Genomic DNA, 25,500 nt, shown 5'->3' on the forward strand with positions numbered 1-25,500 from the left:
CGGGCGCCGCGCTGGACGAGCCGCGCTAGACGAGCCGCGCCTGGCCGGCCAGCACGACGAGCAGCGCCACCGCCCCGACGACCGCCGAGCCCACCGCCACGGCGGCGACGAGACCGCCGCCCGCGGTGCGCCACGCGCCCCCCGTGTACCGGCGCAACGCGACGCGCACGACCAGCGCCGCGGCGACGAGCCCGAGCACCGTGACGACCCACGCCACGGGCCCGACGAGCTCCTGCAGCAGCCGCCCGGCCGCGACCGACCCCGCGGCGAGCCCGAGCCCGGTGCGGCGCCACGCGAGACGTGTGCGCTCGAGCGCGAGCCCCTGCTCACCGGGCGCACGCCCGCTCATCGCAGCAGCAGCCCGAGCAGCACGAGCGCGCCCGCCGCGAGCACCCCCGCGACGAGCACGAAGAAGCCGACCGGTGCGGGCAGCGGAGCCCCGCGGCGCACGGCCTGCTCGGCGCGCGCCCAGCCCCACCACGCGAGCAGCGGCGTGAGCGCGCCGAGGACCACGAGGACGACCGACGCCGCGAGCCGCAGCCGCTCCTCGACCGGAAGGTCGAGCGCCTCGAGCGCGACGCCGCCCGCGAGCAGCGCGAGCGAGGTGCGCACCCACGCGAGGAACGTGCGCTCGTTCGCGAGCGAGAACCGCGCGTCGGGCTCGTCGCCCTGGCCGTACACCCAGGTGGGACGACGGCGGTCGGGTGTCTCGCTCACCCCGCCATTGTGCGGTCCCGGGGCGCCGGTGCGTATCTGGACGCGCACGTCTCGCCCCTGGTGTGCAGGACTCGGCGGTCGCACGACACGAACGGGACGAGGGACGGGAGGGGCCGATGCAGGAGAGCTCGACGCTCGACCGCGAGCTGCGGCGCATGGCGCTGCTGCACGCGCGCGAGCTCGCGGCACTGCGCCGCGCACGCCCCCGGGTCCGCCGCGTCCGCGCTCAGCTCGTCGTCGCGGGCCGGCTGCCGAACACCGCGGTGCCGACGCGCACGATCGTCGCCCCGTGAGCGACGGCGACCTCCAGGTCGCCGCTCATCCCCATCGACAGCTCGACCGCCTCCGCCGTGCCGGGTGCGCCGCTGGCGACCACCTCGTCCCGGATCGCCGCCAGCCGGTCGTAGCCTGCGGCGACCACGCGCTCGTCGTCGGACCGCGCACCCACCGTCATGAACCCGACGAGCCGCACCCCGGCCAGCGCCCCGACCGCCCGGGAGAGCGCGGCCGCCTCGTGCGGTGCCACGCCGCTCTTGGTCGGCTCGCCCGAGACGTTCACCTGGACCATCACGTCCAGCCCGTCGCCCGCGCGCGCGGCGAGGCGCTGCGCCAGGTCGAGCGACGCCACGGTCTCGACGCACGTCGCCCAGCGCAGCGCGGCGTTCACCTTGTTGGACTGCAGCGGGCCGATGAAGTGCCACGCGGGGGAGTGCTCGACGAGCGCGGGGGCCTTCGCCACGAGCTCCTGCACCCGGTTCTCACCGAGGAGCACGGGGGTGAGCGACGGGTCGGCCGCGCGCGCCGCGGCGTCCGCCTCGAGCACCGCGCGGACCCGCTCGAGCGGCTGCGCCTTGGACGCCAGGAGCAGGCGCACGCCGTCGCGCCCGGCGGCCGCGCACGCGCGTGCGACGCGCTCGCGGACCGCGGCGAGCCGTGCGGGCAGGTCGTCCTCCACGGCCAGCGAACCTAGCCCACCCTCGCCCGTCACGACCAACCCGTCCGGGACCGGGGGCGGACCAGGGTGTCCACCGATCCCCACGCCCTCGCGCGCATGGCAGCCTGAGCGGGTGAAGACCCTGCTCAACGTCATCTGGCTCGTGCTCGCCGGGCTCTGGCTCGCGCTCGGCTACGTCGTCGCCGGCGTCGTCTGCTGCCTGCTGGTCGTGACGATCCCGTTCGGCATCGCGTCGTTCCGGATCGCCGGCTACGCGCTGTGGCCGTTCGGCCGCACCGTCGTCGACAAGCCCACCGCGGGTGCGTGGTCCACGATCGGGAACGTCATCTGGCTCCTCGTCGCGGGCATCTGGCTCGCGATCGGGCACGTGCTCACCGCGATCCCGCTGTTCGTGTCGATCATCGGGATCCCGCTGGGCGTCGCGAACCTCAAGATGATCCCCGTCTCGCTGCTGCCCCTCGGCCGGCGGGTCGTGCCGAGCGACCGCCCGTTCGCCTAGGCCTTGGCGATGTCCGCGACCGTCGCGTCCGTGAGACGCACGAGGTCGTCGGGCGCGAGCTCGACGTCGAGCCCGCGGCGGCCACCCGAGACGAACACGGTGTCGAACAGCCACACCGTCTCGTCGACCACCGTCGGATGGGCCTGGCGCTGGCCGAGCGGGGAGATGCCGCCCACCACGTAGCCCGTCGCGCGCTCCGCGTCGGGCTTCGGCGCCATGGCGGCCTTCTTGCCGCCGGCCGCCGCGGCGAGCGCCTTGAGGTCGAGCTGACCCGTCACGGGGACGACCGCGACCGTGAGCGTGCCGTCGACGACCGTCATGAGCGTCTTGAAGACCTGCTCGGGGGGTACGCCGAGCACCTGCGCGGCCTCGAGCCCGTAGCCGACGTCCGACGCCGGGTCGTGCTCGTACGGGTGCGCGGTGTGCGGGACGCCCGCCGCGGCGAGCGCTACGAGCGCGGGGGTGCCGGTCGGTGCGTGCTTGACGTTCTTGGCCACGCGACCAGCCTAGGGCGGTCTCAGACCGCGAGGCCGACGAGCGTCCCGATGCCCCACGTGACGATCATCGCGACCGAGCCGCCGACGACGTTGCGTCGCACGGCCGGCCACACGGGCGCGCCCGAGACGCGGGCGCTCACCGAGCCGGTCAGCACCAGGGCCAGCGCGACCGCGGCGAACACCGCGGGCACGAGGCCGCCGCCCCACGGCACGAGCGCCACGAGCAGGGGCACGAGCCCGCCCAGCAGGAACGCGCCGAGCGACGCGAACGCCGCGTGCCACGGGTGGACGAGCTCGTGCTCGGGCAGCTGCGCGACGCGCTCCGCGTCGCGCTGCGAGCTCACCGAGACGTACTCGCCGGCGGCCATCGAGAGCGCACCGGCGACCAGACCCGCGACACCGGCCATGAGGATCGCGCTCGAGCCCGGCGACGCGCCGGCCACGCCGACCACCAGCGCGGCGATCGAGACGATGCCGTCGTTCGCGCCCAGGACGCCCGCGCGCAGACCGTTGAGGGCGATGCCGTCGATCGGCTCGCCGACGGGGCGCGAGTCGGGACGCAGGATCGTCGAGAGCGTGGCCATGCGGTCACGGTAAGCCGCTCGCGGAGGGCTGTCATCGTTGGGAAGGCTGGCCTGACCTGCGCAGATGCAGGTATGCCTACCCTTCGTGAGCCCCCGCGCGACCCCCTGCCGACAAGCCGCCCGGCAGCCGTCCGGGAGCCCTCACAGCGCGCCCACCTCGACCACGCGCAGCACCACCTCGCCCGCCTCGTCCGACGCCGCGAGGTCCACGACGGCGTCGATGCGCCAGTCGTGGTCGCCCTCCGGGTCGTCCAGGAGCTGCCGCACCCGCCACGTCGCCGGGCCGGCCGTGACCTGGAACAGCGCGGGGCCGCGGGCGGGCGCGCCCGTGAGCACCTCGTCGTGGTCGTCGTAGAACGGGTCGAGCGCGGCCGACCAGCGCTCCGCGGTCCACGGCGCACCCTCCTCGTCCACGTCGCCCAGCGCCGCGAGCGCGCCGTACTGCTCGCGCGCGGCGAGCTCGACGCGGCGGAACAGCGCGCCGCGCACGAGCGCGCGGAACACGCGCGGGTTGTCGGTGACGGGCTGCGGTGTGTCGTCGTCGACGCCGCCGGGTGCGTCCGCACCGTGCTCGTCGAGCGGGTTCGCGAGGCGCTCCCACTCGTCCAGCAGGCTCGAGTCCGTGCGGCGCACCAGGTCGCCCAGCCACTCGACGAGCTCCCACAGCTCCTCGGTGCGCGCGTCCTCCGGCACGGTCTGGCGCAGCGCGCGGTACGCGTCCGCGAGGTAGCGCAGCAGCACGCCCTCGGTGCGGTCGAGGTTGTACACGCTCACGTACTCGGCGAACGTCGCGGCGCGCTCGTGCATGTCGCGCACCACCGACTTGGGCGACAGCTCGAGGTCGGCGACCCACGGGTTCGTCGTGCGGTACGTCGCGAACGCCGCCGTGAGCAGGTCCGCGAGCGGGCGCGGGTACGTGACGTCCTCGAGCAGCGCCATGCGCTCGTCGTAGTCGAGACCGTCCGCCTTCATGGCCGCGACCGCCTCGCCGCGGGCGCGGTTCTCCTGCGCGGCGAGCACCTGGCGCGGGTCGTCCAGCGTCGCCTCGAGGACCGAGACCACGTCGTGCGCGTAGCCGGGGTCGGCCTGGTCGAGCAGCTCGAGCGCGGCGAACGCGAACGGGGACAGGGCCTGGTTCAGCGCGAAGTTCGGCGGCAGGTCGTGCGTCAGGCGCACGGTCCGACGACGACCGCGGGGTGCGGACGCGTCCGCGACCTCGACGCGCTCGACGACGCCCGCGGCCCGCAGCGACCGGTAGACCGCGGTCGCGCGGCGCACGTGGCGACCGCGGGCGCCCTCGGGCTCGTGGTTGTCGGTCAGCAGGCGCGTCATCGCGAGGACCGGGTCCTCGCCGCGCTCCCCGCGCGCCAGCACGTGCAGCACCATCGCGTGCGTCACCGCGAAGCTCGAGGTCAGCGGCTCGGGGGGCGCGTCGCGCAGGCGCTCGAAGGTCTTGTCCGTCCAGTTCACATGCCCGGGCGGGGCCTGCTTGCGCACGATCTTCTTCAGCTTGCGCGGGTCGTCCCCGGCCTTCTGCAGCGCCTTGCGGTTCTCGATGACGTGCTCGGGCGCCATGACGACGACCTCGCCGACCGTGTCGAAACCCGCGCGCCCGGCCCGGCCCGCGATCTGGTGGAACTCGCGCGCCGACAGGTGCCGCATGCGCTGACCGTCGTACTTCACCAGGCTCGTCAGGACGACCGTGCGGATCGGGACGTTGATGCCGACGCCGAGCGTGTCCGTGCCGCACACCACGGGCAGCAGGCCCTTCTGGGTGAGGCGCTCCACGACCCGGCGGTACTTGGGCAGCATCCCCGCGTGGTGCACGCCCACGCCGTGCCGCAGCAGGCGGGACAGCGTCTTGCCGAAGCCCGGGCCGAACCGGAACGCGCCGAGCTCGGCGGCGATCGCGTCGCGCTGCTCGCGGCTCGTGAGGTTCGCCGAGAGCAGCGACTGCGCGCGCTCGACGGCCTCCTTCTGCGTGAAGTGCACGACGTACACCGGTGCGCGGCGCGTCGTGACCAGCTCGTCGAGCACCTCGTGCAGCGGCTCGACGACGTACGAGAACGTCAGCGGCACCGGTCGCTCGGCGTTGGTGATGACCGCGACCTCGCCGCCCGTGCGGCGCCGCAGGTCGTCGGCGAAGAACGTGACGTCACCCAACGTCGCCGACATGAGCACGAACTGCGCGCGCGGCAGCTCGAGCAGCGGCACCTGCCACGCCCACCCGCGCTGCGGGTCGGAGTAGAAGTGGAACTCGTCCATGACGACCTGGCCGGCGTCCGCGTCCGCACCGTCGCGCAGCGCGAGGTTCGCCAGGATCTCCGCGGTGCAGCAGATGATCGGCGCCGTCGGGTTCACCGCCGAGTCGCCCGTCATCATGCCGACGTTCTCCGAGCCGAACGCCGCCACCAGCGCGAAGAACTTCTCGCTGACCAGCGCCTTGAGCGGCGCGGTGTAGAACGTGCGACGCCCGTGCGCGAGGGCGACGAAGTGCGCCGCGGTCGCCACCAGCGACTTCCCCGATCCCGTCGGGGTCGACAGGATCACGTGGCTGCCCGTCACGAGCTCGAGCAGCGACTCCTCCTGGTGGGGGTACAGCCGCAGCCCCTGCTCGGCCGCCCACCCCGTGAACGCCTCGTAGAGGGCGTCGGGGTCGGTCGGGTCAGCCGGGATCCGGTCGGCGAGCGTCGCGGGCACCGCCTGATCCTCCCACCCGTCGTCAGGCCCAGCGCCATCCCGCCATGACGGCCTGCACCTCGGCGAGCCGGGACGCCGAGCCGTCGTGCAGGTAGCCGACCGCGAAGATCGTGCCGTCGCGCTCGACCACCCACTCCGTGATGGTGCGCAGCCCGATGACGTACTCGAACCGCACCGAGTCGCCGAACGGGGACACGACCCGCACGGGAGCACCGACGAGCGGGTGGCTCGCGGCGTCGCTCGTCTCGCCCCGGATGCCGTGCGCGCGACGGTCGGCGACCAGGTCGTCGAGGTTCCCGACCTCCTCGACCGTGCCGAAGCACGTGAGGAGCAGGCCGTCGTCACCGAGCATCGTCGTCGCCCCGTCGGCCTGGTGCCACCGCATCGGGACCGGCACGTCCGCCGTGTACCCCGGGCACACCCCCGCGGGGCCCGTGTACGTCTCGCTCAGGGCGACGCTCGCGGGGCCGAGGACCTCGACCGCGAGCGGCGCGTCGTCCGGCCGGCCGAGCTGCCAGCCCGCGACCGCGACCCCGCCGAGCACCGCGACGAGGGCGGCACCGATCACCACGGGCGCGCTCGGGCGCGGCATGCCGTCTCCTCACGTCGGTCGTCGTCCGGCGGACGTGACACTGGCAGAGGACGCACCCGGGTGCCACGAGGCGCGTCGGCCGTCACCCGGACGGACGCGGCCCGCGGAGATAGCGTCGGCGTATGAAGCCGTTCGTGCTGCTGGCCTCGCGCGCCGAGGACGACGCCGCGGACGACGAGTACGCGCAGGTGCTGCGCTTCGGCGGGCTCGACGAGGGCTCGCTGGTCCGCGTCCGTCTGGAGGCCGGACCGATGCCGGCGCTCGACCTGGACGCGATCAGCGGGATCGTCGTCGGCGGGAGCCCGTTCGACGCGAGCACCCCCGCGGACCGCAAGTCCGCGACCCAGCTGCGGGTGGAGCGGGAGATGTCCGCGCTGCTCGACGAGGTGGTCCCGCGGGACCTGCCGTTCCTCGGTGCCTGCTACGGCGTCGGGACGCTCGGCACGCACCAGGGCGGCGTCATCGACCGCACCTACGCCGAGCCGATCGGTGCCGTGCGCATCACCCTCACGCCCGAGGGCCGGCGCGACCCGCTGCTCGCCGACGTGCCCGACGCGTTCGACGCGTTCGTCGGCCACAAGGAGGCGTGTCGCGTGCTGCCACCCACCGCGACGCTGCTCGCCACCTCCGCGACCTGCCCGGTCCAGATGTTCCGCGTCCGGCGCAACCTCTACGCGACCCAGTTCCACCCCGAGCTCGACGTCCCCGGGATCTCCGCGCGCGTCCGAGTCTACGGCGGGTACGGGTACTACGAGCCCGACGAGCAGGAGCAGGTCCTCGCGCGGGTCGGGGCAGCCGACGTGTGGGCGCCGCCGCTCGTCCTCGCCGCGTTCGTCGAGCGGTACCGGCGTCGTTGAGCGCGCGCGGCCCGGCCGTCGCACCATGGGACCGTGATCCTCGAACCCTGGCGCCGCCGCGTCGGCACCGCCCTGTTCCTGCGGGTCGCGGGCCCCGACGGCATCGCGAGCCGTGAGCGCATCCACGGCACGCCCGGTCCTCGCTGGTTCCCGCCCGACGCAGCGATCCGCCGCGTGCACGGTGACGCGTCGATGTTCGTCGGCGGCCTGCGCGCCCTGCTGGTGCAGTCGCTGCACCCCGCCGCGATGGCCGGGGTCGCGGGGCACTCCGGATACCGCGGTGACCCGTGGGGCCGCCTCGCGCGGACCAGCACGTTCCTCGCCGTGACCGCCTTCGGCACCGCCGACGACGCCCAGGCGGCGGTCGACCAGGTGCGCGCGGTGCACGCGCGGGTCCGCGGGCGCACGCCGCAGGGTGTGCCGTACCGCGCCGACGACCCCGACCTCCTGCGGTGGGTGCACGTCGCCGAGGTCGACTCGTTCCTGCGCGCCCACCAGCGGTTCGGCGCGCGGCGGCTCGACGCGCCCGGTGCCGACGCGTACCTGCGTGACGCGGCCGTCGTCGGGCGCGCGCTCGGCGCCGAGGACCTGCCCGAGACCACCCGTGACCTCGCCGCCGCGATCGACGGGTACCGGCCCGTGCTCGCCGCCGGCGAGCAGGCACGCGACACCGCGCGGTTCCTGCTCCACGAGCCGCCCGTGCCCCCGGCGATGCGCGCCGGGTACGCGGCGCTCAGCGCCGCCGCCGTCGCGACGCTCCCGGCGTGGGCGGTCGCGGAGCTGGGTCTGCGTCGCGTCGGACCGGTGCGTCGCCCCGCGGCGCTCGCCGCGGGGCACGCGGCGGTCCGCACGATCCGGTTCGTGCTCGGCCCCGACGACGCGCGCCGCGTCAGCCGGGAGCCCGGCGCGGTCGGGGCGCCCCGCGGCTGACCCCCCCCTGTCGCACGGGCGTCGCCCTGACGCGCGCCCTTGCGGCGCGGCGCCGGACGCGCGAGCGTGGCGGCGGGACCGGTCGACCCGGCCGGCGCGGACACGGGAGACCCCATGACGCAGGCGCAGCAGACTTTCGATGTGGTCGTGATCGGCGGGGGAGCGGTCGGGGAGAACGCCGCGGACCGGGCGTCGCGCACCGGGCTCCACGTGGCGCTCGTCGAGTCGGCGCTCGTCGGCGGCGAGTGCTCCTACTGGGCGTGCATGCCGTCGAAGGTGCTGCTGCGGCCCGACGCCGCGTGCGAGGCCGCACGCCGCACGCCGGGCGTGCGCGACCCCGGGGACCTCGATGTCGCCGCCGTGCTCGCGCGGCGCGACGAGATCACGCACCGGTGGGACGACTCGTCGCAGGCGGACTGGGTCGCGGGCGCGGGGCTCACGCTGCTGCGCGGGCACGCGCGGTTCACCGGACCTCGCGCGCTCGTCGTCGAGTCCGACGACGGGACGGTCGAGGTCGAGGCGCGGCACGCGGTCGTCGTGGCGACCGGCTCGCTGCCGACGATCCCACCGGTCGACGGGCTGGCCGCCGCGCGACCGTGGACCAGCCGCGACGCGACGTCCGCGCAGCACGTGCCCGCGCGGCTCGCGGTGCTCGGCGGGGGAGTCGTGGCGTGCGAGCTCGCCACCGCCTTCGCGAGCCTCGGAAGCCGCGTGACCGTGCTCGTCCGGGGCGACGCCCTGCTCGCGGGCGCCGAGCCGTTCGCCGGCGCCGCCGTGCTCGCGTCGCTGCGCGCGCGCGGCGTCCGCGTCGTCCTCGGGGCGCAGGCCAGACGCGTGCACCGGGACGCCGACGGGGTCCACGTCACCCTCGACGACGAGGACGTCACTGCCGACGAGCTGCTCGTCGCGACGGGTCGCCACCCGCGCACCCGCGACCTCGGCCTCGAGACGATCGACCTCGAGCCCGGCGCACCGCTCGAGGTCGACGACGCGCTCGCGGTCCCCGGTGTGCCGTGGCTGTTCGCGGTCGGCGACGTGACCGGCCGGACCGGCACCACGCACCAGGGCAAGTACGACGCGCGGGTCGCGGGCGACGTGGTCGCCGCCCGGTTCGGGCCCGACGAGGCCGCGCGCCGCGCCGAGGCGTCCGCGGGCCCCTGGAGCCGGTACCGGGCCAGCGCGGACCACGCGGCCGTGCCGCAGGTCGTCTTCACGCAGCCCGAGGTCGCGTGGGTCGGGCTGACCGAGCGCGCCGCGCGGGACGCGGGGCTCGCCGTGCGGACCGTGGCCTACGAGCTCGCGGACGTCGCGGGAGCGAGCGTCATCTCACCCGACTACGCGGGCCGGGCGCAGCTCGTGCTCGACACCGCGCGCGACGACGTGGTCGTCGGCGCCACGTTCGTCGGGCCCGACGCCGCCGAGATGCTGCACGCGGCCACGATCGCCGTGGTCGGCGAGCTGCCGCTCGCGCGGCTGTGGCACGCCGTGCCGTCGTACCCGACGGTCAGCGAGGTGTGGCTGCGGTTCGCCGAGAGCGCCGGCCTCTGAGGGTCCGGGGCGCGCCCGCGGCGTCAGCCGAGCGAACCGTCGCTGGACAGGACCAGCCCGATCGCCGCCTCGCCCTTGCGCACGGCCTCACCGATGAGCGCGAAGTCGTACGCCGTGAAGTCCGTGAACACCAGGCCGTACGTCTCCTCGAGCCCGGGCTGGCAGAACGGGCGCTCGGGGCACTCCGCCGGCCCGGCGAGCGTGAGCCCGCCCGCGCACGCCTCGGCGAGCTCCGAGAGCGTGGTGACGCCGTGCTCGTCGGCGAACTCCTGCGTCACCGCGAACGCGTTCTGGTCCTGCGCCGCCGACGCCGTGCCCACGACGAGACCGCGCTCCTTCGCGAGCGGCTCGAGGGCCGCGACCGTCGCGTCGACGTCGCCCGACGCGACCGGCTCGGCGTCGGCCCCGTTGACCGTGGTGTTGAGGAACTCCGCGAGCGTCGCGGCGTACTCCGGGACCACCGCGAGCTCGCCCGACTCGAGCGCCGGCAGGTACGTCTCGCGGGCACCGATCTCCCGGACCTGCGCCTGGTACCCGGCGCTGCGCAGGACCTCGGCGTAGATGTTGGCGAGCGTGCTGCTCTCGGAGAAGTTCGCGGCGCCGACGACCACCGACGCGCCCTCACCCGACTGCTCGCTCGCCGCGAGGCCCTCGTCCTCGACGAACGCCGCCGCGACCTCGCTGGACGTCTGGCGGTCGATGTCGACGGCCTTGTTGAGCGCGATGAGGCGCTCGGTGTCGAGCGCGTCCGAGACCGTGTCGAGCAGCGGGACCAGCGTGGGGTGCGCCTCGGCCACCGACGCGCTGACCGCCGGGATGACGTTGTCGGCGTTCTGCAGGGTCTTGTCGTCCTCCAGCACGACGAGCTGCTCACCCGCGACGGGCTCGCAGGCACCGCCCGTGGCGGACGACGCGTTCGTCGGGTCCGCCTTGCCGCCGCCCGAGCCCGGGTCGCCGCAGCCGGCGAGCGCGATCAGGGACGCGGCGAGGGACAGCACGGCGAGGCGCTTGCGGTTCGGGGACACGGTGCCTCCAGGGCGGCGGGTGACGGGGCGGACGACGAGGCGGGTGACGGGGCGGACGACGAGGCGGGTGACGGGGCGGACGACGAGGCGGACGACGAGGCGGAACGGACGGACCTCACGAGCGCTCATCGCGCGGTCCCATTCGAACGGCGGCCGCCGGCGGCGGCAACCGGTGGCACGGGATCCGCGGCCGTGAGGGCGCGGCGGGTGCGCCGGGGTCCGGACCGGCGTGCCGCGTCGCGCACGCCGCGCGGCGTGACGGCGCGCTGGGCGAGCGCGAGCAGACCCTCGGCGACCAGGCACAGCACCGCGACGAGCAGACCGCCCGCGAGCACCTGCCCGTAACGCTGCGTCGCGAACCCCGAGACGACGACCGACCCGAGGCTGCGCCCACCGACGAGCGCGGCGAGCGGGACGGTGGCCAGGACCTGCACCACGGCCGTGCGCACGCCCGCGGCCACGAGCGGGACCGCGAGCGGCAGCTCGACGAGCCACAGCCGGCGGGCACCGCTCATCCCGAGCCCGCGCGCGGCGTCCAGGACGTCGCGGTCGACCCCCGCGAGGCCCGTCACGGTGTTGGTCAGCAGGGGTGGGACCGCGAAGACCGCGCACGCGACGACGGTCGCCGGGTTGCCGAACAGCCCGGCCGAGGCGAGCAGCGTCAGGAGCGCGAGCGTCGGCAGCGCGCGCGTGGTGTTCGCGACGAGCACGCCGAGCGTGCCGCCGCGCCGGGCACGTCCCAGCCACACGCCCGCGGGCAGCGCGACGACCGCGGCGAGCAGCACGGCGAGCGCCGTGACCTGCAGGTGCGTGGCGGTCAGCGCGAGCACGCCGTTGCGACCCGTCCAGTTCAACGGGTCGTTGAGCCACGCGAACGCCTCGGTCAGCAGGTCCACGCCGACCCCCGGTGGCCGCGGCCCGTCATGCCCGCACCCGCTCGTCCCGCACCGCGCGCCACGGCGTCAGGAGCCGACCCACGAGCACGACGAGCAGGTCGGCGACGAGCGCGAGCAGGACGCACAGGACCGTCGCGGTCATGATCTCCGCGTGGTAGTCGCTGCGGAACCCGCGGAACATCAGCTGCCCCAGCCCGCCGTACCCGACCACCACGCCGACCGTCACGAGCGCCACGGTCGTCACGGTCGCGACACGCACCCCCGCGACGATGCTCGGCAGCGCCTGCGGCAGCTCGACCTGCAGCAGCATCCGCACGCGCCCGTACCCCATGCCGCGCGCGGCGTCCGTGACCGCCGGGTCCACCCCGGCCAGGCCGACGAGCACGTTGCGCACGAGCACCAGCAGCGCGTAGAGGACGAGCCCGATGAGCACGGTCGTGCGCCCGATGCCCGTGTAGGGCGCGAGCAGCGCGAACAAGGCGAGGGACGGCACGGTGTAGAGCACCCCGGCCGTCCCGACGACCGGCCCGGCGAGCCGCGGCCGCAGGTGCGCGACGAACGCGAGCGGGAGCGCGACGACGAGCGCGAGCAGCACGGCCTGCACGGTGAGCGACACGTGCTGGCCGAGCGCGCGCTGGATGTCCTCGGAGTTGCGCGCCACGTAGTCCCACGAGAACCACGGGTTGGGTGGCGCGTCGGTCGTGGACATGGCAGCGAAGGTAGACCCGCCCTCCGACACGCGCCCGGCGAGCGCCCGACCAGGGCGGACGACGCTGGGGGCTCGCGGTTGTCGGTGCGCGCCGTTAGCGTCCCTCGCGTGGACGACGAGTGGGCGATCCGGTTCGAGCACGCGGCCAAGACCTACGCCGCGGGCTCGTCGGCGTCCCGCGCGCACGCCCCCGCCGCGGTCGACGACCTGTCGCTCGACGTGCGCACGGGCGAGGTGCTCGTGCTCGTCGGACCGTCAGGGTGCGGCAAGTCGACGACGCTGCGGATGGTCAACCGCCTCGTCGAGCCGACGGGCGGCCGCGTGCTCGTCGAGGGCCGCGACGTCGCGACGCTCGACGTGGTCGAGCTGCGTCGGCACGTCGGCTACGTGATCCAGAACGTGGGCCTGTTCCCGCACCGCACGGTCGCGCAGAACGTCGCCACCGTCCCGCGTCTGCTCGGCTGGGACCGCGGGCGTACCCGCACGCGCGTCGCGGAGCTGCTGGAGCTCGTCGGGCTCGCGCCGGACCGGTACGCGCGGCGCTACCCGCACGAGCTGTCGGGCGGCGAGCGTCAGCGCGTGGGGGTGGCCCGTGCGCTCGCGACGGACCCGCCCGTGCTTCTCATGGACGAGCCGTTCGGTGCGGTCGACCCGGTGGGCAGGCGCCGGCTGCAGGACGAGTTCGCGCGCATCCAGCGCGAGCTCGGCACCACGGTCATGCTCGTGACGCACGACGTCGACGAGGCGGTCCGCATGGCCGACCGGGTCGCGGTCATGAGCACCGGCGGCCACGTCGAGCAGCTCGCGCCCCCGCTCGACGTCGTCGCCCGGCCCGCGACGCCCGCGGTCGCCGACCTCGTCGGCCGCGGGCGCACCGCCCGCCTCCTCGCCCTCGGCCGCCTGGCCCGGGACGACGTCGACCCGGCGACGACCGCACCCGCGGGAGCGCCCGTCGTGCAGCTCGGCGACGAGCTGGGTGAGGTCCTCGACGCGATCGCGAGCGACGGGGTGAGGGCGGCGGCCGTGCACGACGGGCGCACCCCGATCGGCGCCGTGACCGCGGCTGACGTCCTGACCGCGCTGCGCCGGCTCGTCGCGGGCCCGGCGGACGTCACCCCGGGCGGGACGACGACGGCCTGAGCGTCACAGGCCTGAGCGTCACAGGCCCGAGCGTCACCGGCCCGAGCGTCACAGGCCTCCGAGGATGCGCCCGACGACGATCTTGGTGATCATCGCGGCCGGGTAGACCAGCGCGTACCCGAGCGCCACACGGGCGTCGTACTGCGTGCGCGCGTTGGCGAACGCGAGGATCGCGGGCTGTGTCTGGGCGCCGCTCATGATCCCGGACAGGCGCGTGCCGCCGACCCGGAACACCCGCCGCATGACGACGTACAGACCCGCGGACACGAAGCCGGTCACGACGACGCCGAGCACGAGGATCCTCAGCCACTCGCCGGACGTGAAGGCCGCACCGATCTGGCCGCCGGCGCGCGAGCCGGCCTGTGCCAGGAAGATCAGCAGGCCGAGCTCGGACATCGCCTGTGCCGCGGTGTACGGCATCGCCGTCACGACCGGGCCGATACGGCCGATCCTGCCGAGGACGAGGCCGATGAGCAGCGTGCCGAACGCCGACCCGATGGTGAACACACCGCCCGGCACGGGGATGTGGATCGTGCCGAGCAGGATCCCGGCGGCCATCCCGAGGCCGAGCACCACGGGCACGATGTCGGACAGCCCGCGCGAGGAGTCACCGAACCACGTCGAGACCTCGGGCATGCGCTCACGCGGCGCGATCACCCGGACCCGGTCCCCGAGCTGCAGCTGCAGGTCGTCGGTCGCGAGCATGTCGACGTCCCCGCGCCGCACGCGGGACACGGTCGCACCGAACCGGTGCAGCAGGTCGAGCTCGCCGACGGTGCGTCCCGCGGCGTGCTCCGCGGAGACGGTGATGCGGCGCATGTCGAGGTACTGGCGGTCCGTCTCGAGGTGGTGCGACGAGGTGTGGCCGAGCTCGCGGGTGACGGCGTCGATGTCCTCGTGCGGCCCGACGACGGTGACGAGGTCGTCGAGCAGCAGCAGGTCGGTGCCGCCGGCGGTCCGGATCGGCGACGTCTCGCCGCGGCGCACGCGGGAGAACTTGATGCGGTCGCCGTGCAGCTCCTCGAGCTCCTGGACGCTGAGGTTGGCGTCGACCTCGACGCGCACGGTGCGGCTCACGAGCGTGGGCGGCGCGTCCGCGTCCTGACCGCGGTGCCGCAGCGCGGCGGACACGGCGACGAGCATCCCGACGACGCCGAACAGGTAGGTCACCGCGTAGCCGATGGTCGGTCCGGTGTCGTCGCCCGCGGCGTCGCGCGCGGCGGCGAGCGCGGGGGTGTTGGTCACGGCCCCCGCCCAGGAGCCGGCGACGACGGGGTCGTCGAGGCGCAGCAGACCGCCCACCGCGACCGCGAGGGCGGCGCTCGCGACGAGCACGCCCGCGACCGCGAGGATCGGCCCGAGGCTGCGGCGCAGGGACGAGAAGAACGTGGCGCCGGAGATGATCCCCACGCAGAACGTGAACAGCGCGAGCCCGAGCGTGCCCATCGCCTCGGGGATCTCCAGGTGCACGTCGTACGACCCGGCCCACGCCGCGAGGCCGATCGACAGCAGGAGGACGGCCGCGGCACCCAGGCCGACGCCGCGCACCTTGACGTGCCCGATCGCGGAGCCGATCCCGATCGCGGCGAAGAGCAGCAGAACGGGCTGCTCGGCGAGGAACTCGAACACCTGGGACATCGCTGCTCCGTGGCGCTAGGGACGCCGCGGGGATGGCGGCGCTGCCGTCACCCATTCAAGGGCGCGCCGGGAGCGCCGATCTGGTCCCAAAGACCCGGGTGCCCACCCGCGTACCCCGAATCGGGCATGTGCGCGGCTCGTCCCGGTCGCTACGGTGACCGCGTGCCGACCCTGCGTGCGAGAGCCAGCGCCCTGCTCGCCGTGCTCCCGCTGGTCGTCGCGCTCGTGGCCGCACCGTCGGCCGCGACGCCGTCCTCGTCGCATGTCTCGTCCCCACCCGCACCCACGGGGCGGTGCACCGACCTGCTGGTGCTGAGCGTCCGCGGGTCCGGGGAGTCCACGTCCACGACGAAGACGAGCGCCGTGCGTGACGCGTTCCTCGACGGCGTCGACGGCCGGCGCACGACGACGGTCGAGACGCTGCCGTACCCGGCGGCGGCCATGTCCGTGCTCGCCGACGACTTCCGCCAGCTCATCGACCTCGGCCTGCCCGGCACGTCCGACTGGAGCTACTTCCGGTCGATCGAGACCGGGGCGCAGGTGCTGCGCGAGCGGCTGAGCACCGCCCGGCGGACGTGCCCGGACCAGAAGTGGGCGCTCATCGGGTACTCGCAGGGTGCGATGGTGATCAGCGAGGTGCTCCCCGAGTTCCCCGACCCGCAGCTGTACGCGGGCGTCATGCTGGTCGCGAACCCGTCACGGTCGGCGGGCGACCGGCAGGACAACATCGGCACCGCCATGCCGGGGAACGGGTTGAGCTCCTGGGTTCCGCCGGCCGGGCTCGGGTACGACGCGGTGCCGCACGCGCTCGCGGGGGTCACGACCGACCTGTGCGCCTCGCAGGACCTCGTGTGCGACACGGCGCGGCTGTTCGCGAACCTCGCCGCCCCGGTCACCGGGGTGCCGTGGGAACCGATCGTCGGCATCGCCGCGCTCGTCGAGTACGGCACCGCCGTGCACACCGCGTACGACGTGCCCGAGCTGAGCGCGCTCGCCGGCCCCGCGATCGAGCGGGCCTCGAGGTTCGTCGTGCCCGAGCACCGCACCGTGACCGTCCTGGCCTGCGGCCCGTCGGGCGACGTGTCCGCCGCGGTCCCCGTCAAGGCCCTGAGCACCGCGGGCGCCGCCGCCCAGCGGCGCACGGTCGAGCCCGCGCTGCTGACCGGTGCGCTCTCGGGCGCGACGTTCACCGAGCACGGCTTCACCCGAGGGCCGTACCGGCTCGACCTCGCCGACGACGGTCGCCTCACGGGCACGCTCCCCGCAGGGCGCTGGGAGCTGGTCACCACGGCGACGACCGGCCTCGAACCACCCCGCACGATCCGCGTCGTCGTGCACGTCGACACCGCAGGCACGTGCGGGGGTGTGGACGGGTACGTCACGGACCGTGACGGCGAGCCGGTCGAGGGGGCCGAGGTCTGGCTCGAGCGGACGACGGACGGGTGGGACGGCGAGTCCGACCGGCGCCTGGCGATGGACCGCACCGACAGCGACGGGTACTACGCGATCGTCGGCAGCTACGACGGCGAGTACCTGCTGTTCTTCAGCGACGGCCCGCCCACGGCGCAGACCTGGGAGCAGTCGCAGGCCGAGGGCTACGTCGACCTCTTCGACCAGTACCACTCGACGCAGGCGCTGAGCAACGACTCCGCCTCGCCCTCGCGGGCGACGCCCGTCCACGTCGGCGGCCCGCTCGCCCGCACCGACCAGGCCCTGAGCCGGGCGTCGAGCGTCCACGTGTACGCGTACGACGGCGCGAGCGGCCGCGCCCTCGAGGGAATCGCCGTCAGCGAGTACGGGTGGGGGGCCGTCACCCGGGCCGACGGCTGGGCGTTCCACACCGGTCGGTGGTCCTACGGCGGCTGCCGGAGCTACTTCGACACCGCCCGGGTGTACGTCGAGATGGCCGGCTACGACCCGAGGCGCCCCGCCGAGAGCTCGGTCCGCATGGTCCGCGGGAGCTCGGTCACCGGGACGGTCAGGGACGAGCGGGGCCGGCCAGTGCCCGGCGCCATGGTGCACCTCTCGCGGGAGCGATCGTGGGACCCCGCCGCGCCCGACACGGACTGGGGTGGTGGGACCGGCTGCTACTCGGGGCTCGGGACGAGCGAGAGCCGACAGGCCGTCACCGACGCGAACGGCCGGTACCGCATCGGCGCGCTGTACGGCGGGGTGAACCCGTACCTCCTGCACGCGGACCTCGGCACCACCATCCTCAGCGCGGCACCGGTGACCCTGCCGCCCGCGCGGACCGGGTACCAGGACGTCGAGGTCGACCTCGGCTTCGCGACGCTCACGGCAGCGACCCCGACCGTCAGCGGCACCGCGAAGGTCGGTGTGCGGCTGACCGCCAAGCGCGGCACCTGGACCACGGGGACGTCGTTCGCCTACCAGTGGTCGGTGAACGGCAAGGCGGTCGCCGGGGCGACCGGGACGACGTTCACGCCGCGTGCGGCCGACGTCGGGCGGACCGTCACCGTCCGGGTCACCGGGACCAAGCCCGGGTACGTCACGGCGACGCGGACGTCGAAGGCCACCGCCGCGGTCGTGAAGGGCACGCTGACGACCGCCCGGCCCACCGTGACCGGCACGCCCAAGGTCGGCGCGCGGCTCACGGCCTACCGCGGGACCTGGACGGCGGGCACCACCTTCTCCTACCGCTGGTACGCGAACGGCAAGGCGATCAGCGGGGCGTCGTCGACGACGTACACGCTGAAGGCCTCCGACAGGGGCAAGGTCATCACGGTGAAGGTCACCGGCTCCAAACCGGGCTACGTGACCGCGACGACGACCTCGAAGGCGACCGCCGCGGTCCGTTGAGCCGTGACGCGTCGTGACGCGTCGCCGGCACGCGCGGTCACGTCGTCGGCGCGGCCGGTGCGCAGGCGGTCAGGAGGCGCGCCCGGAGCGATGCCGAACGCTGCGCGTAGTCGCGCTGGCGCCGGACGTACTCGGCCTTGCCGTCAGGGGTCTCGATCGCGACGGGCTCCAGGCCGTACGACGACACGTCGTACGGCGACGCCTGCATGTCGGTCGTGCGGATCTCGCGGGCGAGCTCGAAGCAGTCGAGCAGCAGGTCGCCGGGGACGAGCGGACCGAGCTTGAGCGCCCACTTGTACAGGTCCATGTTCGCGTGCAGGCAGCCGGGCTGCTCCAGGGCGGGCTGGGACTCGCGGGTGGGCTGCAGCGTGTTGCGGGGTGCGGCGTCGGGGGTGAAGAAGCGGAACGCGTCGACGTGCGTGCACCGGATGCGGTGCGCCTCGACCACCTCGTCGGTGCCGCGACCGCCCAGCCGCAGGGGCAGCGGGTGCCGGTGCTCCTCCTCGCGGTAGACCATCGCCCACTCGTGCAGCCCGAAGCAGCCGGTCGCGGCCGGGCGTGCGGCGGTGGCGCCGACGATCGCCGCCACGTACCGGACCGTGTCCCCGCGCTCGGCGAGGAACGCGTCCACGTCGAGGCGCGTGCGGCCGTCGTCGTCCACGATGTACCAGCGCCACGCGGCGTGCGGCGCGGGACCGTCGGGACCGGGCTCGAGCGCGACGCCCGCGCCCGGGTGCCAGCGGCGCAGCAGTGCGGGCTTGGTGGGGTAGTACTCGAACAGGAAGTCCTCGATCGCGTGGCGTTCGTGGCGTGAGCGGCGCTCGCGGTGACCCGCGGTGGCCGCGTCGGCACGGGCGGCGTGCGCGTCGGCGGTCCGGCGCCACGTCGCGTGCGGCAGCACGACGAGCGGGCGCTCGACGGGCGGCGTCGCGGGCGTGGTCGTCGCGGGCGTGGTCACCGCTCCAGGGTACGGACGCGCCGGTCACGTCCTGACGCGCGGGCGCCCGACGCCGCACACGGGACGGGCTGGGGGCATGCTGGGGGCATGGTGGTCGTGTGCGCGCTCCTCGCCCTGGCAGCCGCGGTGCTGCACGTCGTGATCTTCGTGATGGAGGCGGTGCTGTTCCGCCGCCCGGACGTGCACCGACGCTTCCGCACGCAGCCGCAGGACGTCGAGACCGTGGCCCCGTGGGCGTACAACCAGGGCTTCTACAACCTGTTCCTCGCGGTGGGCGCCGGGGTCGGGGCGGCGCTGGTGCTCGCGGAGGGCTCTCGCCCGTCCGGGCTCGCGCTCGTGCTGCTCGCGTGCGGCTCGATGCTGGCGGCGGCCGTGGTGCTCGTCGCGAGCGACCGGCGCATGGCGCGGGCGGCGGCCACGCAGGGGACGCTCCCGCTGCTCGCGGTCGTCGCGGCGCTCGTCGTGCTCGTCTGAGACGGGCGTGGCCGTCGGCGATCAGCCGACCGGTGCCGCGCGCGGCACCACCCGCTCGGCGACGCGCGCGGAGACGCCGCGCAGCAACCGCTCGAGCGGTCCGCGTCCGAGCCAGGCGCGCCACGCCCAGCAGGCGAGGACGGTCGCGACGACGACCACGAGCCACGACGTCCACAGCGGTTGCCACACGATCTGCGGCCCGACGGCGGCGACCACGACGACCTGCGCCGTGTAGGCGGTGAAGGCGAGCGCGCCGACGGCGGCGAGCGGCGAGAGCGCGCGCGGCAGACGCGGTGCGGCCGCCAGGCACGCGGCGACGACGAGCAGCGCGGCCCCGGTGTTCCCGATGACCTCGACCGGGGACGACGCGTGCGGCCGGGTGGACAGCAGGGCCGGGTCCTCGGCGAGGAGCCGACCGAGCCACCCGCCGCCGTACCCGACGACGGCGAGCGCGCCGCCGACGAGTGCCGTCCGGCGCTGCACCGCGGGCGCGGTCAGGTCGCAGCGGCCGAGCGCGAGCCCGGCGAGCAGGTACGCGGACCACACGAGCGCGGGGTAGTGCGGTCCGACGAGCAGCAGGGCGAGGTCCCCGAGGAGCCCCGCGCCCGGGTCGGCGTCGAGGCCGACCGCCTCGCGTACGGCCGGCGCGACGAGTGCCACGGTCGCCGCCGCCGCGACGAGCGTGCGCACGGTCCAGGTGAGCACCGCGCAGCCCGCGAGGAACAGCACGGCGTAGGTGGGCAGGATGACGAGGATCGGCGTGTCCAGCCGCTCGAGCGCCAGCCCCACGGCGAGCACGACGAGCGCGCGGCCCGCGATCCGTACCCGCGCCCGGGTGAGGTCACGGCCGACCACCGGAGCGCGGCCGCCGGACAGCAGTGCGAGCGAGAGCCCCGCGAGGACGACGAACAGCGCGGAGGACCGGCCGTCGGCGAGCTCGAGGACCCGGTCGGCGGTCGTGGTGCGGCCGGGCGCGTCGGGGCCGACGTGCGCGGTGACCATGCCGAGGACGGCGGTCCCGCGCGCGACGTCGATGCCCGCGAGCCGTGCCACGTGCCGACGCTACGACGGGCGGTGCGGCACCCGCCGGACGTCGGAGGCGGCGCGCGGCGGTCGCTCGCGGTGCGGACCGGCGCTGTCGTCTCGCATGATGGGCCAGCGCGTCCCGTGCCTTGATCATCCCCCCGTCCCGGCGCCTACCCTCGCGTGTGAGCACCCGCGACGACGTCTACGTGCACGGCCACCACGAGTCGGTCCTGCGCTCCCACCGGTGGCGCACGGCCGAGAACTCGGCCGCGTACCTGCTGCCCGTGCTCGAGCCCGGCCAGCGCCTGCTCGACGTGGGCTGCGGTCCGGGCACGGTCACGATCGACCTCGCGCAGCGCGTCGCTCCGGGCGAGGTGCACGGGATCGACGCATCGAGCGCCGTCATCGAGATCGCCCGCAAGGCCGCCGCGGACGCCGGCGCCCTCAACGTGACGTTCGAGGTCGGCGACGCGTACGAGCTGGCGTTCGACGACGACACGTTCGACGTGGTGCACGCCCACCAGGTGCTCCAGCACCTCACCGACCCGGTCGCGGCGCTGCGGGAGATGAGGCGCGTGACGCGCCCGGGCGGCGTGGTCGCGGTGCGCGACAGCGACTACTCGGGGATGACCTGGTTCCCGCCCTCGGCGGGCCTGGACGAGTGGTCCGCGCTGTACCACGAGGTCACGCAGGCCAACGGAGCCGAGGCGGACGCCGGGCGCCGGCTGCTGCAGTGGGTGCGCGAGGCCGGCTTCGACCCGGCGGGCGTCGCCCCGAGCGCCGGCGTGTGGTGCTACGCGACGCCCCAGGACCGTGCGTGGTGGGCCGGCCTGTGGGCCGACCGGTGCGTCGCGTCGAACTTCGCGCAGCAGGCGATCGCGCACGGGCTGGCCGACGAGGTCGGGCTCGAGCAGCTCGCGGACGCGTGGCACGAGTGGGGCCGCCAGCCCGACGGCTGGTTCGCGGTGCTGCACGGCGAGGTGCTCGCGCGCGCCTGACGCCGCCTAGGCTGGGCTCCGTGCGCATCGCCAGGTTCACGATCGGTTCGGATCCCCGCTTCGCCCTCGTCGAGGGGGAGCCCGGCTCGGAGGAGCTCGTGGTCATCACGGGCGACCCCATCTACACGCCGGTGCAGCCCACGGGGGAGCGCATCCCCCTGGACGACGACGCGGTGCGCCTGCTCGCACCCGTGATCCCGCGCTCCAAGGTCGTCGGCGTGGGGCGCAACTACGCGGACCACGCGGCGGAGATGGGCAACGAGCTCCCCACGCAGCCGCTGCTGTTCCTCAAGCCCAACACGTCCGTCGTCGGCCCCGACGACCCGGTGGTGCTGCCGGACTGGACGGAGGAGGTCTCGTACGAGGCGGAGCTCGCGGTCGTGATCGGCAAGGTCACCAAGGGCGTGACGCCCGAGCGCGCGCTCGACCACGTCTTCGGGTTCACGGTCGCGAACGACATCACGGCGCGGGACATCCAGCGGTCGGACTCGCAGTGGACGCGCGCCAAGGGCTTCGACGGCTCGTGCCCGCTCGGCCCGTGGATCGTCCCCGGTCTCGACGTCGACGACCTCGCGGTGCGCTCGCGCGTCAACGGTGAGCCGCGGCAGGACGGGCGCACGTCGCAGATGGTGTTCGACGTCGCGTACCTCGTGTCGTACGTCAGCGAGGTGTTCACGCTGCTGCCCGGGGACGTCATCCTCACGGGGACCCCCGCCGGCGTCGGGCCGGTGGTCGACCGCGACGTCGTGGAGTGCGAGGTCGAGGGGATCGGCACGCTGCGCAACCCGGTGCTGCGCCGGCACTGAGCCGGACCCGAGCACGGCGCGCGGACGCTCCCGACTACCCTGGGACCCGTGACCACCCCCGCTGTCGACGGCTCCGCCGTGCGTGTCCGCTTCTGCCCGTCCCCGACCGGTCTGCCGCACGTCGGCATGGTCCGCACCGCGTTGTTCAACTGGGCGTACGCGCGGCACACGGGCGGCACGTTCGTCTTCCGGATCGAGGACACGGACGCGGCGCGCGACTCCGAGGAGAGCTACCGCATGCTCCTCGACGCGCTGCGCTGGCTGGGGCTCGACTGGGACGAGGGCATCGAGGTCGGCGGCCCGCACGAGCCGTACCGGCAGTCGCAGCGCTACGACCTGTACCGCGACGTCGTCGCGAAGCTGCTCGAGGGCGGGTACGCCTACGAGTCCTGGTCGACGCCCGAGGAGATCGAGGCGCGCCACCGCGCGGCGGGCCGCGACCCCAAGCTCGGCTACGACGGGTACGACCGCGACCTCACCGACGAGCAGCGGCTCGCGTACCGCGAGCAGGGCCGTGAGCCCGTCATCCGGGTGCGGATGCCCGACGAGGACATCACGTTCACCGACCTGGTGCGCGGTGACGTGACGTTCAAGGCCGGCTCGGTCCCGGACTTCGTGGTCGTGCGCGCCAACGGCCACCCGCTGTACACACTGGTCAACCCGGTCGACGACGCGCTCATGGGCATCACGCACGTGCTGCGCGGCGAGGACCTGCTGTCCTCCACGCCGCGCCAGGTCGTGCTGTACCGCGCGCTGCTCGAGCTCGGCGTCGCGCAGGTGATGCCGCAGTTCGGCCACCTGCCGTACGTCATGGGCGAGGGCAACAAGAAGCTCTCGAAGCGCGACCCCGAGTCGAACCTGTTCCTGCACCGCGAGAACGGCTTCACCCCCGAGGGCCTGCTCAACTACCTCTCGCTGCTGGGGTGGGGCCTGTCCGCGGACCGCGACATCTTCACGGTCGACGAGCTCGTCGCGGCGTTCGACGTGCACGACGTGAACCCCAACCCTGCACGCTTCGACCTGAAGAAGGCCGAGGCGATCAACTCCGCGCACGTGCGCATGCTCGCGCCCGACGACTTCCGTGACCGTCTGGTCCCGTACCTGCACCACGCGGGCCTGGTGCCCGCGGACTCCTTCGCCGACCTCTCGCACGAGCACCAGGACCTCCTGACGCGGGCGGCGCCCCTCGTGCAGGAGCGCATGACGCTGCTCGGCGAGGTCGTCGGGATGCTCGGCTTCCTGTTCGTCGCGGACGACGAGCTGCACGTCGAGGACGACGGCCGCAAGGCGCTGCGCGCGGAGTCGGCGCAGGTGCTGGACGCGGCGGTCGCCGCGCTGGAGGCGCTCCCCGCGGACGGCTTCACCACCGAGGCCACGCAGGCCGCGCTGCAGGCCGCGCTCGTCGACGAGGGCGGTCTCGGCATCAAGGCGCGCCTGGCGTACACGCCGCTGCGTGTCGCGGTGACCGGCCGACGCGTGTCCCCGCCGCTGTTCGAGTCGCTCGAGCTGCTCGGCAAGGACTCGACGTTGGCCCGCATCGCGGCGCTGCGCGCGTCCCTGTGACGGCCCCGACGCGGGACGCGGCACCCCGCGCGACGACGGGCGCTCTGGTCGACGGGGTGCTGTTCGACATCGACGACACGATCGTCGACACGCGCAGCGCGTTCGTCGCCGCCCTCGCGGCGGTCGGCGCCCGGTACCTCCCGCCGCTGCCGCCCGACGAGGCGGCGCGCCGCGACGAGGCGCTCCTGGCGATGTGGCGTGCGGACACCAACGGCCACTACCGCCGTTACACCCGCGGCGAGGTGCCCTACCTCGAGCAGAAGCGGGCGCGCGTCAACGAGCTGCATGCGGCGCACGGCGGCCCCGAGCTCGACGAGGCCGCGTTCGCCGCGTGGGACGAGGTCTTCGACGCGGCGTTCCGCGCCGCGTGGGTCGCGCACCCCGAGACCGAGGCCGTGCTCGCCACGCTGCTGGACGCGGGGCTGGCGCTCGGCGCGCTGTCGAACGCCGCGACGTCGATGCAGACCGCCAAGCTCACGGCCGCGGGCCTCGTCGACCGCGTCCCGCTGCTCGTGGCCGTCGACACCCTGGGCTTCGGCAAGCCCGACCCCCGGGTCTTCCTCGAGGCGTGCCGCCGGCTCGGCACGGACCCGGCGCGCACCGCGTACGTGGGTGACGAGGCGGACGTCGACGCGCTCGGGGCGCGCGACGCAGGCCTCGTCGGCGTGTGGCTCGACCGGCCCGGCGCACGTCGGCACCCGGTCGACGAGGCGTCCGTCACGGGAGTGACGGTCATCCGCTCGCTCGCCGAGCTGCCGGACGCCCTGGGCGTGCCCGCCGGGCCCGCTACGACAGCGTCGTCGCGCGCCAGCACCGCGTGACGTAGGGCAGCTCCGCGGCGGTGCGGCCCACCAGGTCGGGGTGCGTCGTCCACAGCGCGTCCACCTCGGCGAGCAGCGCGTCGCGCTCCGCCGGGGACATCGCGATGAGGTGGCTGCGGCTCGCCGCCAACGCCCGCAGCGCGGGCGCCGTGATCGTCCGCGTCCAGACGACGTCGGTGCGCTGCCACGGGCCGATCTGCGGCCCCGCGAGCGGCGCTTCGCGGCGCGAGTAGTCGAGCGTGTCGCCGCGGTGCACGATCTCGAAGTACGCGTCCGCCCAGGAGGTGACGCCCTCGGCGACGACGTTCCACACGAGGGACAGCGAGCCGCCGGGTCGCAGCACGCGCGCCACTTCGGCGCTCGCGGCGACGGGGTCGAACCAGTGCCACGCCTGGCCCACCGTCACGACGTCCGCGCACGCGTCCGGCAACCCGGTGTCCTCGGCGGTGCCGCGGCGTGCGTCGACGCCGGCGAGCGCCGCGCTCAGCGCGGCGCGCATGACGTCGTCGGGCTCGACCGCGGTGACCCGCAGCCCGCCCAGCGCCACGAGACCCGCGGTGAGCTTGCCCGTTCCGGCGCCCACGTCCACCACGTCGCGCGCGTCCGGTGGCACGAGCCACGCGACGGCCTCGGCGGGGTACGTGGGCCGCGCCGCGGCGTACGCCTCGACACCGCGGCCGAACGACGACGAACGCACCCGGTGCAGCTCGCTGCGCCAGTCCTGGCTCGGATCGGTCATGCCGCCCC

General features: G+C 74.9%; 26 protein-coding genes. 12 read left to right on the top strand and 14 right to left on the bottom strand.

The features are described 5' to 3' along the window. Window positions 1–25: 25 nt before the first annotated feature. Together CUD01_RS12180 and CUD01_RS12185 are read right to left on the bottom strand one after the other, a co-directional pair. Complete coding sequence (locus CUD01_RS12180; protein ID WP_141321413.1) at window positions 26–349, bottom strand: DUF202 domain-containing protein; 324 nt, start codon at window positions 347–349, stop codon at window positions 26–28. Next, the gene (locus CUD01_RS12185) at window positions 346–717 is read right to left on the bottom strand and encodes a YidH family protein (RefSeq protein WP_141321415.1); all 372 of its coding nucleotides are present in this window, start codon (window positions 715–717) and stop codon (window positions 346–348) included. Before CUD01_RS12185 ends, CUD01_RS12180 begins: the two co-directional genes overlap by 4 nt. A 116-nt stretch (window positions 718–833) precedes the next feature. Between CUD01_RS12185 and CUD01_RS16625 the strand changes: the two genes are divergently transcribed. Continuing rightward, on the top strand, window positions 834–1,010 hold the full coding sequence (locus CUD01_RS16625) for a hypothetical protein (RefSeq protein ID WP_157732465.1): 177 nt from the start codon (window positions 834–836) through the stop codon (window positions 1,008–1,010). Here the strand turns inward: CUD01_RS16625 and CUD01_RS12190 are convergent. Next, on the bottom strand, window positions 944–1,672 hold the full coding sequence (locus tag CUD01_RS12190) for a YggS family pyridoxal phosphate-dependent enzyme (RefSeq protein WP_244937768.1): 729 nt from the start codon (window positions 1,670–1,672) through the stop codon (window positions 944–946). The genes CUD01_RS16625 and CUD01_RS12190 overlap by 67 nt on opposite strands. Before the next feature lie 112 nt (window positions 1,673–1,784). On the opposite strand from CUD01_RS12190, the gene CUD01_RS12195 reads away from it, so the two are divergent. Further along, on the top strand, window positions 1,785–2,171 hold the full coding sequence (locus CUD01_RS12195; RefSeq protein ID WP_094179505.1) for a YccF domain-containing protein: 387 nt from the start codon (window positions 1,785–1,787) through the stop codon (window positions 2,169–2,171). Here the strand turns inward: CUD01_RS12195 and ybaK are convergent. From ybaK to CUD01_RS12215, 4 genes are all read right to left on the bottom strand, one after another. Beyond that, window positions 2,168–2,668, bottom strand: a complete 501-nt coding sequence (gene ybaK, locus CUD01_RS12200) for a Cys-tRNA(Pro) deacylase (protein WP_094179506.1) — start codon at window positions 2,666–2,668, stop codon at window positions 2,168–2,170. The genes CUD01_RS12195 and ybaK overlap by 4 nt on opposite strands. A gap of 20 nt (window positions 2,669–2,688) precedes the next feature. Further along, window positions 2,689–3,252, bottom strand: a complete 564-nt coding sequence (locus tag CUD01_RS12205; protein WP_094179507.1) for a VIT1/CCC1 transporter family protein — start codon at window positions 3,250–3,252, stop codon at window positions 2,689–2,691. Between the two features lie 141 nt (window positions 3,253–3,393). Then, window positions 3,394–5,952, bottom strand: a complete 2,559-nt coding sequence (locus CUD01_RS12210) for a DEAD/DEAH box helicase (protein WP_141321419.1) — start codon at window positions 5,950–5,952, stop codon at window positions 3,394–3,396. A 22-nt stretch (window positions 5,953–5,974) separates the two neighbouring features. Then, the gene (locus CUD01_RS12215) at window positions 5,975–6,544 is read right to left on the bottom strand and encodes a hypothetical protein (protein WP_141321421.1); all 570 of its coding nucleotides are present in this window, start codon (window positions 6,542–6,544) and stop codon (window positions 5,975–5,977) included. 122 nt (window positions 6,545–6,666) lie between these two features. On the opposite strand from CUD01_RS12215, the gene CUD01_RS12220 reads away from it, so the two are divergent. The 3 genes from CUD01_RS12220 to CUD01_RS12230 all read left to right on the top strand — a co-directional run bounded on the left by CUD01_RS12220 (window position 6,667) and on the right by CUD01_RS12230 (window position 9,879). Beyond that, complete coding sequence (locus tag CUD01_RS12220; RefSeq protein ID WP_141321423.1) at window positions 6,667–7,401, top strand: glutamine amidotransferase; 735 nt, start codon at window positions 6,667–6,669, stop codon at window positions 7,399–7,401. 33 nt (window positions 7,402–7,434) lie between these two features. Beyond that, the gene (locus CUD01_RS12225) at window positions 7,435–8,331 is read left to right on the top strand and encodes an oxygenase MpaB family protein (RefSeq protein ID WP_141321425.1); all 897 of its coding nucleotides are present in this window, start codon (window positions 7,435–7,437) and stop codon (window positions 8,329–8,331) included. A gap of 114 nt (window positions 8,332–8,445) precedes the next feature. Further along, window positions 8,446–9,879 carry a dihydrolipoyl dehydrogenase family protein gene (locus CUD01_RS12230; protein WP_141321427.1) on the top strand — a complete coding sequence of 478 codons (1,434 nt, stop codon included), beginning with the start codon at window positions 8,446–8,448 and terminating at the stop codon, window positions 9,877–9,879. Between the two features lie 23 nt (window positions 9,880–9,902). Here the strand turns inward: CUD01_RS12230 and CUD01_RS12235 are convergent, their stop codons facing one another. From CUD01_RS12235 to CUD01_RS12245, 3 genes are read right to left on the bottom strand one after another with little or no spacing between them, the layout of a single operon-like run. Then, complete coding sequence (locus tag CUD01_RS12235; RefSeq protein ID WP_176586713.1) at window positions 9,903–11,033, bottom strand: glycine betaine ABC transporter substrate-binding protein; 1,131 nt, start codon at window positions 11,031–11,033, stop codon at window positions 9,903–9,905. Continuing rightward, the gene (locus CUD01_RS12240; protein ID WP_141321429.1) at window positions 11,030–11,800 is read right to left on the bottom strand and encodes an ABC transporter permease; all 771 of its coding nucleotides are present in this window, start codon (window positions 11,798–11,800) and stop codon (window positions 11,030–11,032) included. The genes CUD01_RS12235 and CUD01_RS12240 overlap by 4 nt, the downstream gene beginning before the upstream one ends. Before the next feature lie 25 nt (window positions 11,801–11,825). Then, the gene (locus tag CUD01_RS12245; RefSeq protein ID WP_141321431.1) at window positions 11,826–12,509 is read right to left on the bottom strand and encodes an ABC transporter permease; all 684 of its coding nucleotides are present in this window, start codon (window positions 12,507–12,509) and stop codon (window positions 11,826–11,828) included. Window positions 12,510–12,617: 108 nt separating this feature from the next. On the opposite strand from CUD01_RS12245, the gene CUD01_RS12250 reads away from it, so the two are divergent. Beyond that, on the top strand, window positions 12,618–13,649 hold the full coding sequence (locus CUD01_RS12250; protein ID WP_141321433.1) for an ABC transporter ATP-binding protein: 1,032 nt from the start codon (window positions 12,618–12,620) through the stop codon (window positions 13,647–13,649). A gap of 48 nt (window positions 13,650–13,697) precedes the next feature. Here CUD01_RS12250 and CUD01_RS12255 read toward each other — a convergent pair whose 3' ends face one another. After that, on the bottom strand, window positions 13,698–15,287 hold the full coding sequence (locus CUD01_RS12255; protein ID WP_094179516.1) for an aspartate:alanine exchanger family transporter: 1,590 nt from the start codon (window positions 15,285–15,287) through the stop codon (window positions 13,698–13,700). A 162-nt stretch (window positions 15,288–15,449) separates the two neighbouring features. On the opposite strand from CUD01_RS12255, the gene CUD01_RS12260 reads away from it, so the two are divergent. Next, the gene (locus CUD01_RS12260; RefSeq protein ID WP_166772092.1) at window positions 15,450–18,107 is read left to right on the top strand and encodes a cutinase family protein; all 2,658 of its coding nucleotides are present in this window, start codon (window positions 15,450–15,452) and stop codon (window positions 18,105–18,107) included. 37 nt (window positions 18,108–18,144) lie between these two features. On the opposite strand, the gene CUD01_RS12265 is transcribed toward CUD01_RS12260, so the two are convergent. Further along, the gene (locus tag CUD01_RS12265) at window positions 18,145–19,065 is read right to left on the bottom strand and encodes a 3-methyladenine DNA glycosylase (RefSeq protein WP_371860790.1); all 921 of its coding nucleotides are present in this window, start codon (window positions 19,063–19,065) and stop codon (window positions 18,145–18,147) included. Between the two features lie 87 nt (window positions 19,066–19,152). On the opposite strand from CUD01_RS12265, the gene CUD01_RS12270 reads away from it, so the two are divergent. Then, the gene (locus CUD01_RS12270) at window positions 19,153–19,539 is read left to right on the top strand and encodes a DUF1304 domain-containing protein (protein WP_141321437.1); all 387 of its coding nucleotides are present in this window, start codon (window positions 19,153–19,155) and stop codon (window positions 19,537–19,539) included. Between the two features lie 21 nt (window positions 19,540–19,560). Here CUD01_RS12270 and CUD01_RS12275 read toward each other — a convergent pair whose 3' ends face one another. After that, the gene (locus CUD01_RS12275; RefSeq protein WP_244937769.1) at window positions 19,561–20,592 is read right to left on the bottom strand and encodes an acyltransferase family protein; all 1,032 of its coding nucleotides are present in this window, start codon (window positions 20,590–20,592) and stop codon (window positions 19,561–19,563) included. A gap of 155 nt (window positions 20,593–20,747) precedes the next feature. Between CUD01_RS12275 and CUD01_RS12280 the strand changes: the two genes are divergently transcribed. From CUD01_RS12280 to CUD01_RS12295, 4 genes are read left to right on the top strand one after another with little or no spacing between them, the layout of a single operon-like run. Further along, on the top strand, window positions 20,748–21,563 hold the full coding sequence (locus tag CUD01_RS12280) for a methyltransferase domain-containing protein (protein WP_141321439.1): 816 nt from the start codon (window positions 20,748–20,750) through the stop codon (window positions 21,561–21,563). Window positions 21,564–21,583: 20 nt separating this feature from the next. After that, a complete protein-coding gene (locus tag CUD01_RS12285) occupies window positions 21,584–22,369 on the top strand; it encodes a fumarylacetoacetate hydrolase family protein (RefSeq protein WP_141321441.1) in 786 nt (261 codons plus the stop codon). Window positions 22,370–22,417: 48 nt separating this feature from the next. Beyond that, window positions 22,418–23,932 (top strand): glutamate--tRNA ligase, encoded by a 1,515-nt coding sequence (gene gltX, locus CUD01_RS12290; protein WP_141321443.1) that lies wholly within the window; start codon window positions 22,418–22,420, stop codon window positions 23,930–23,932. Then, the gene (locus CUD01_RS12295) at window positions 23,929–24,753 is read left to right on the top strand and encodes an HAD family hydrolase (protein ID WP_141321445.1); all 825 of its coding nucleotides are present in this window, start codon (window positions 23,929–23,931) and stop codon (window positions 24,751–24,753) included. The genes gltX and CUD01_RS12295 overlap by 4 nt, the downstream gene beginning before the upstream one ends. Here CUD01_RS12295 and CUD01_RS12300 read toward each other — a convergent pair. Next, window positions 24,719–25,492 carry a class I SAM-dependent methyltransferase gene (locus CUD01_RS12300; RefSeq protein WP_141321447.1) on the bottom strand — a complete coding sequence of 258 codons (774 nt, stop codon included), beginning with the start codon at window positions 25,490–25,492 and terminating at the stop codon, window positions 24,719–24,721. The two genes, CUD01_RS12295 and CUD01_RS12300, sit on opposite strands and share 35 nt — an antisense overlap. Between the last annotated feature and the right edge of the window lie 8 nt (window positions 25,493–25,500).

The sequence above is a fragment of the Cellulomonas uda genome (genome assembly GCF_006538705.1).
Lineage (GTDB): Bacteria > Actinomycetota > Actinomycetes > Actinomycetales > Cellulomonadaceae > Cellulomonas > Cellulomonas uda.

What these genes read in the sequence shown, in the direction of transcription:
- CUD01_RS12180 (WP_141321413.1), bottom strand. Translation starts at nt 349, where the DNA reads ATGAGCGGGCGTGCGCCCGGTGAGCAGGGGCTCGCGCTCGAGCGCACA.
- CUD01_RS12300 (WP_141321447.1), bottom strand. Translation starts at nt 25,492, where the DNA reads ATGACCGATCCGAGCCAGGACTGGCGCAGCGAGCTGCACCGGGTGCGT.
- CUD01_RS12220 (WP_141321423.1), top strand. Translation starts at nt 6,667, where the DNA reads ATGAAGCCGTTCGTGCTGCTGGCCTCGCGCGCCGAGGACGACGCCGCG.
- CUD01_RS12235 (WP_176586713.1), bottom strand. Translation starts at nt 11,033, where the DNA reads ATGAGCGCTCGTGAGGTCCGTCCGTTCCGCCTCGTCGTCCGCCTCGTC.
- CUD01_RS12255 (WP_094179516.1), bottom strand. Translation starts at nt 15,287, where the DNA reads ATGTCCCAGGTGTTCGAGTTCCTCGCCGAGCAGCCCGTTCTGCTGCTC.
- CUD01_RS12205 (WP_094179507.1), bottom strand. Translation starts at nt 3,252, where the DNA reads ATGGCCACGCTCTCGACGATCCTGCGTCCCGACTCGCGCCCCGTCGGC.
- CUD01_RS12270 (WP_141321437.1), top strand. Translation starts at nt 19,153, where the DNA reads ATGGTGGTCGTGTGCGCGCTCCTCGCCCTGGCAGCCGCGGTGCTGCAC.
- CUD01_RS12245 (WP_141321431.1), bottom strand. Translation starts at nt 12,509, where the DNA reads ATGTCCACGACCGACGCGCCACCCAACCCGTGGTTCTCGTGGGACTAC.
- CUD01_RS12215 (WP_141321421.1), bottom strand. Translation starts at nt 6,544, where the DNA reads ATGCCGCGCCCGAGCGCGCCCGTGGTGATCGGTGCCGCCCTCGTCGCG.
- CUD01_RS12230 (WP_141321427.1), top strand. Translation starts at nt 8,446, where the DNA reads ATGACGCAGGCGCAGCAGACTTTCGATGTGGTCGTGATCGGCGGGGGA.
- CUD01_RS16625 (WP_157732465.1), top strand. Translation starts at nt 834, where the DNA reads ATGCAGGAGAGCTCGACGCTCGACCGCGAGCTGCGGCGCATGGCGCTG.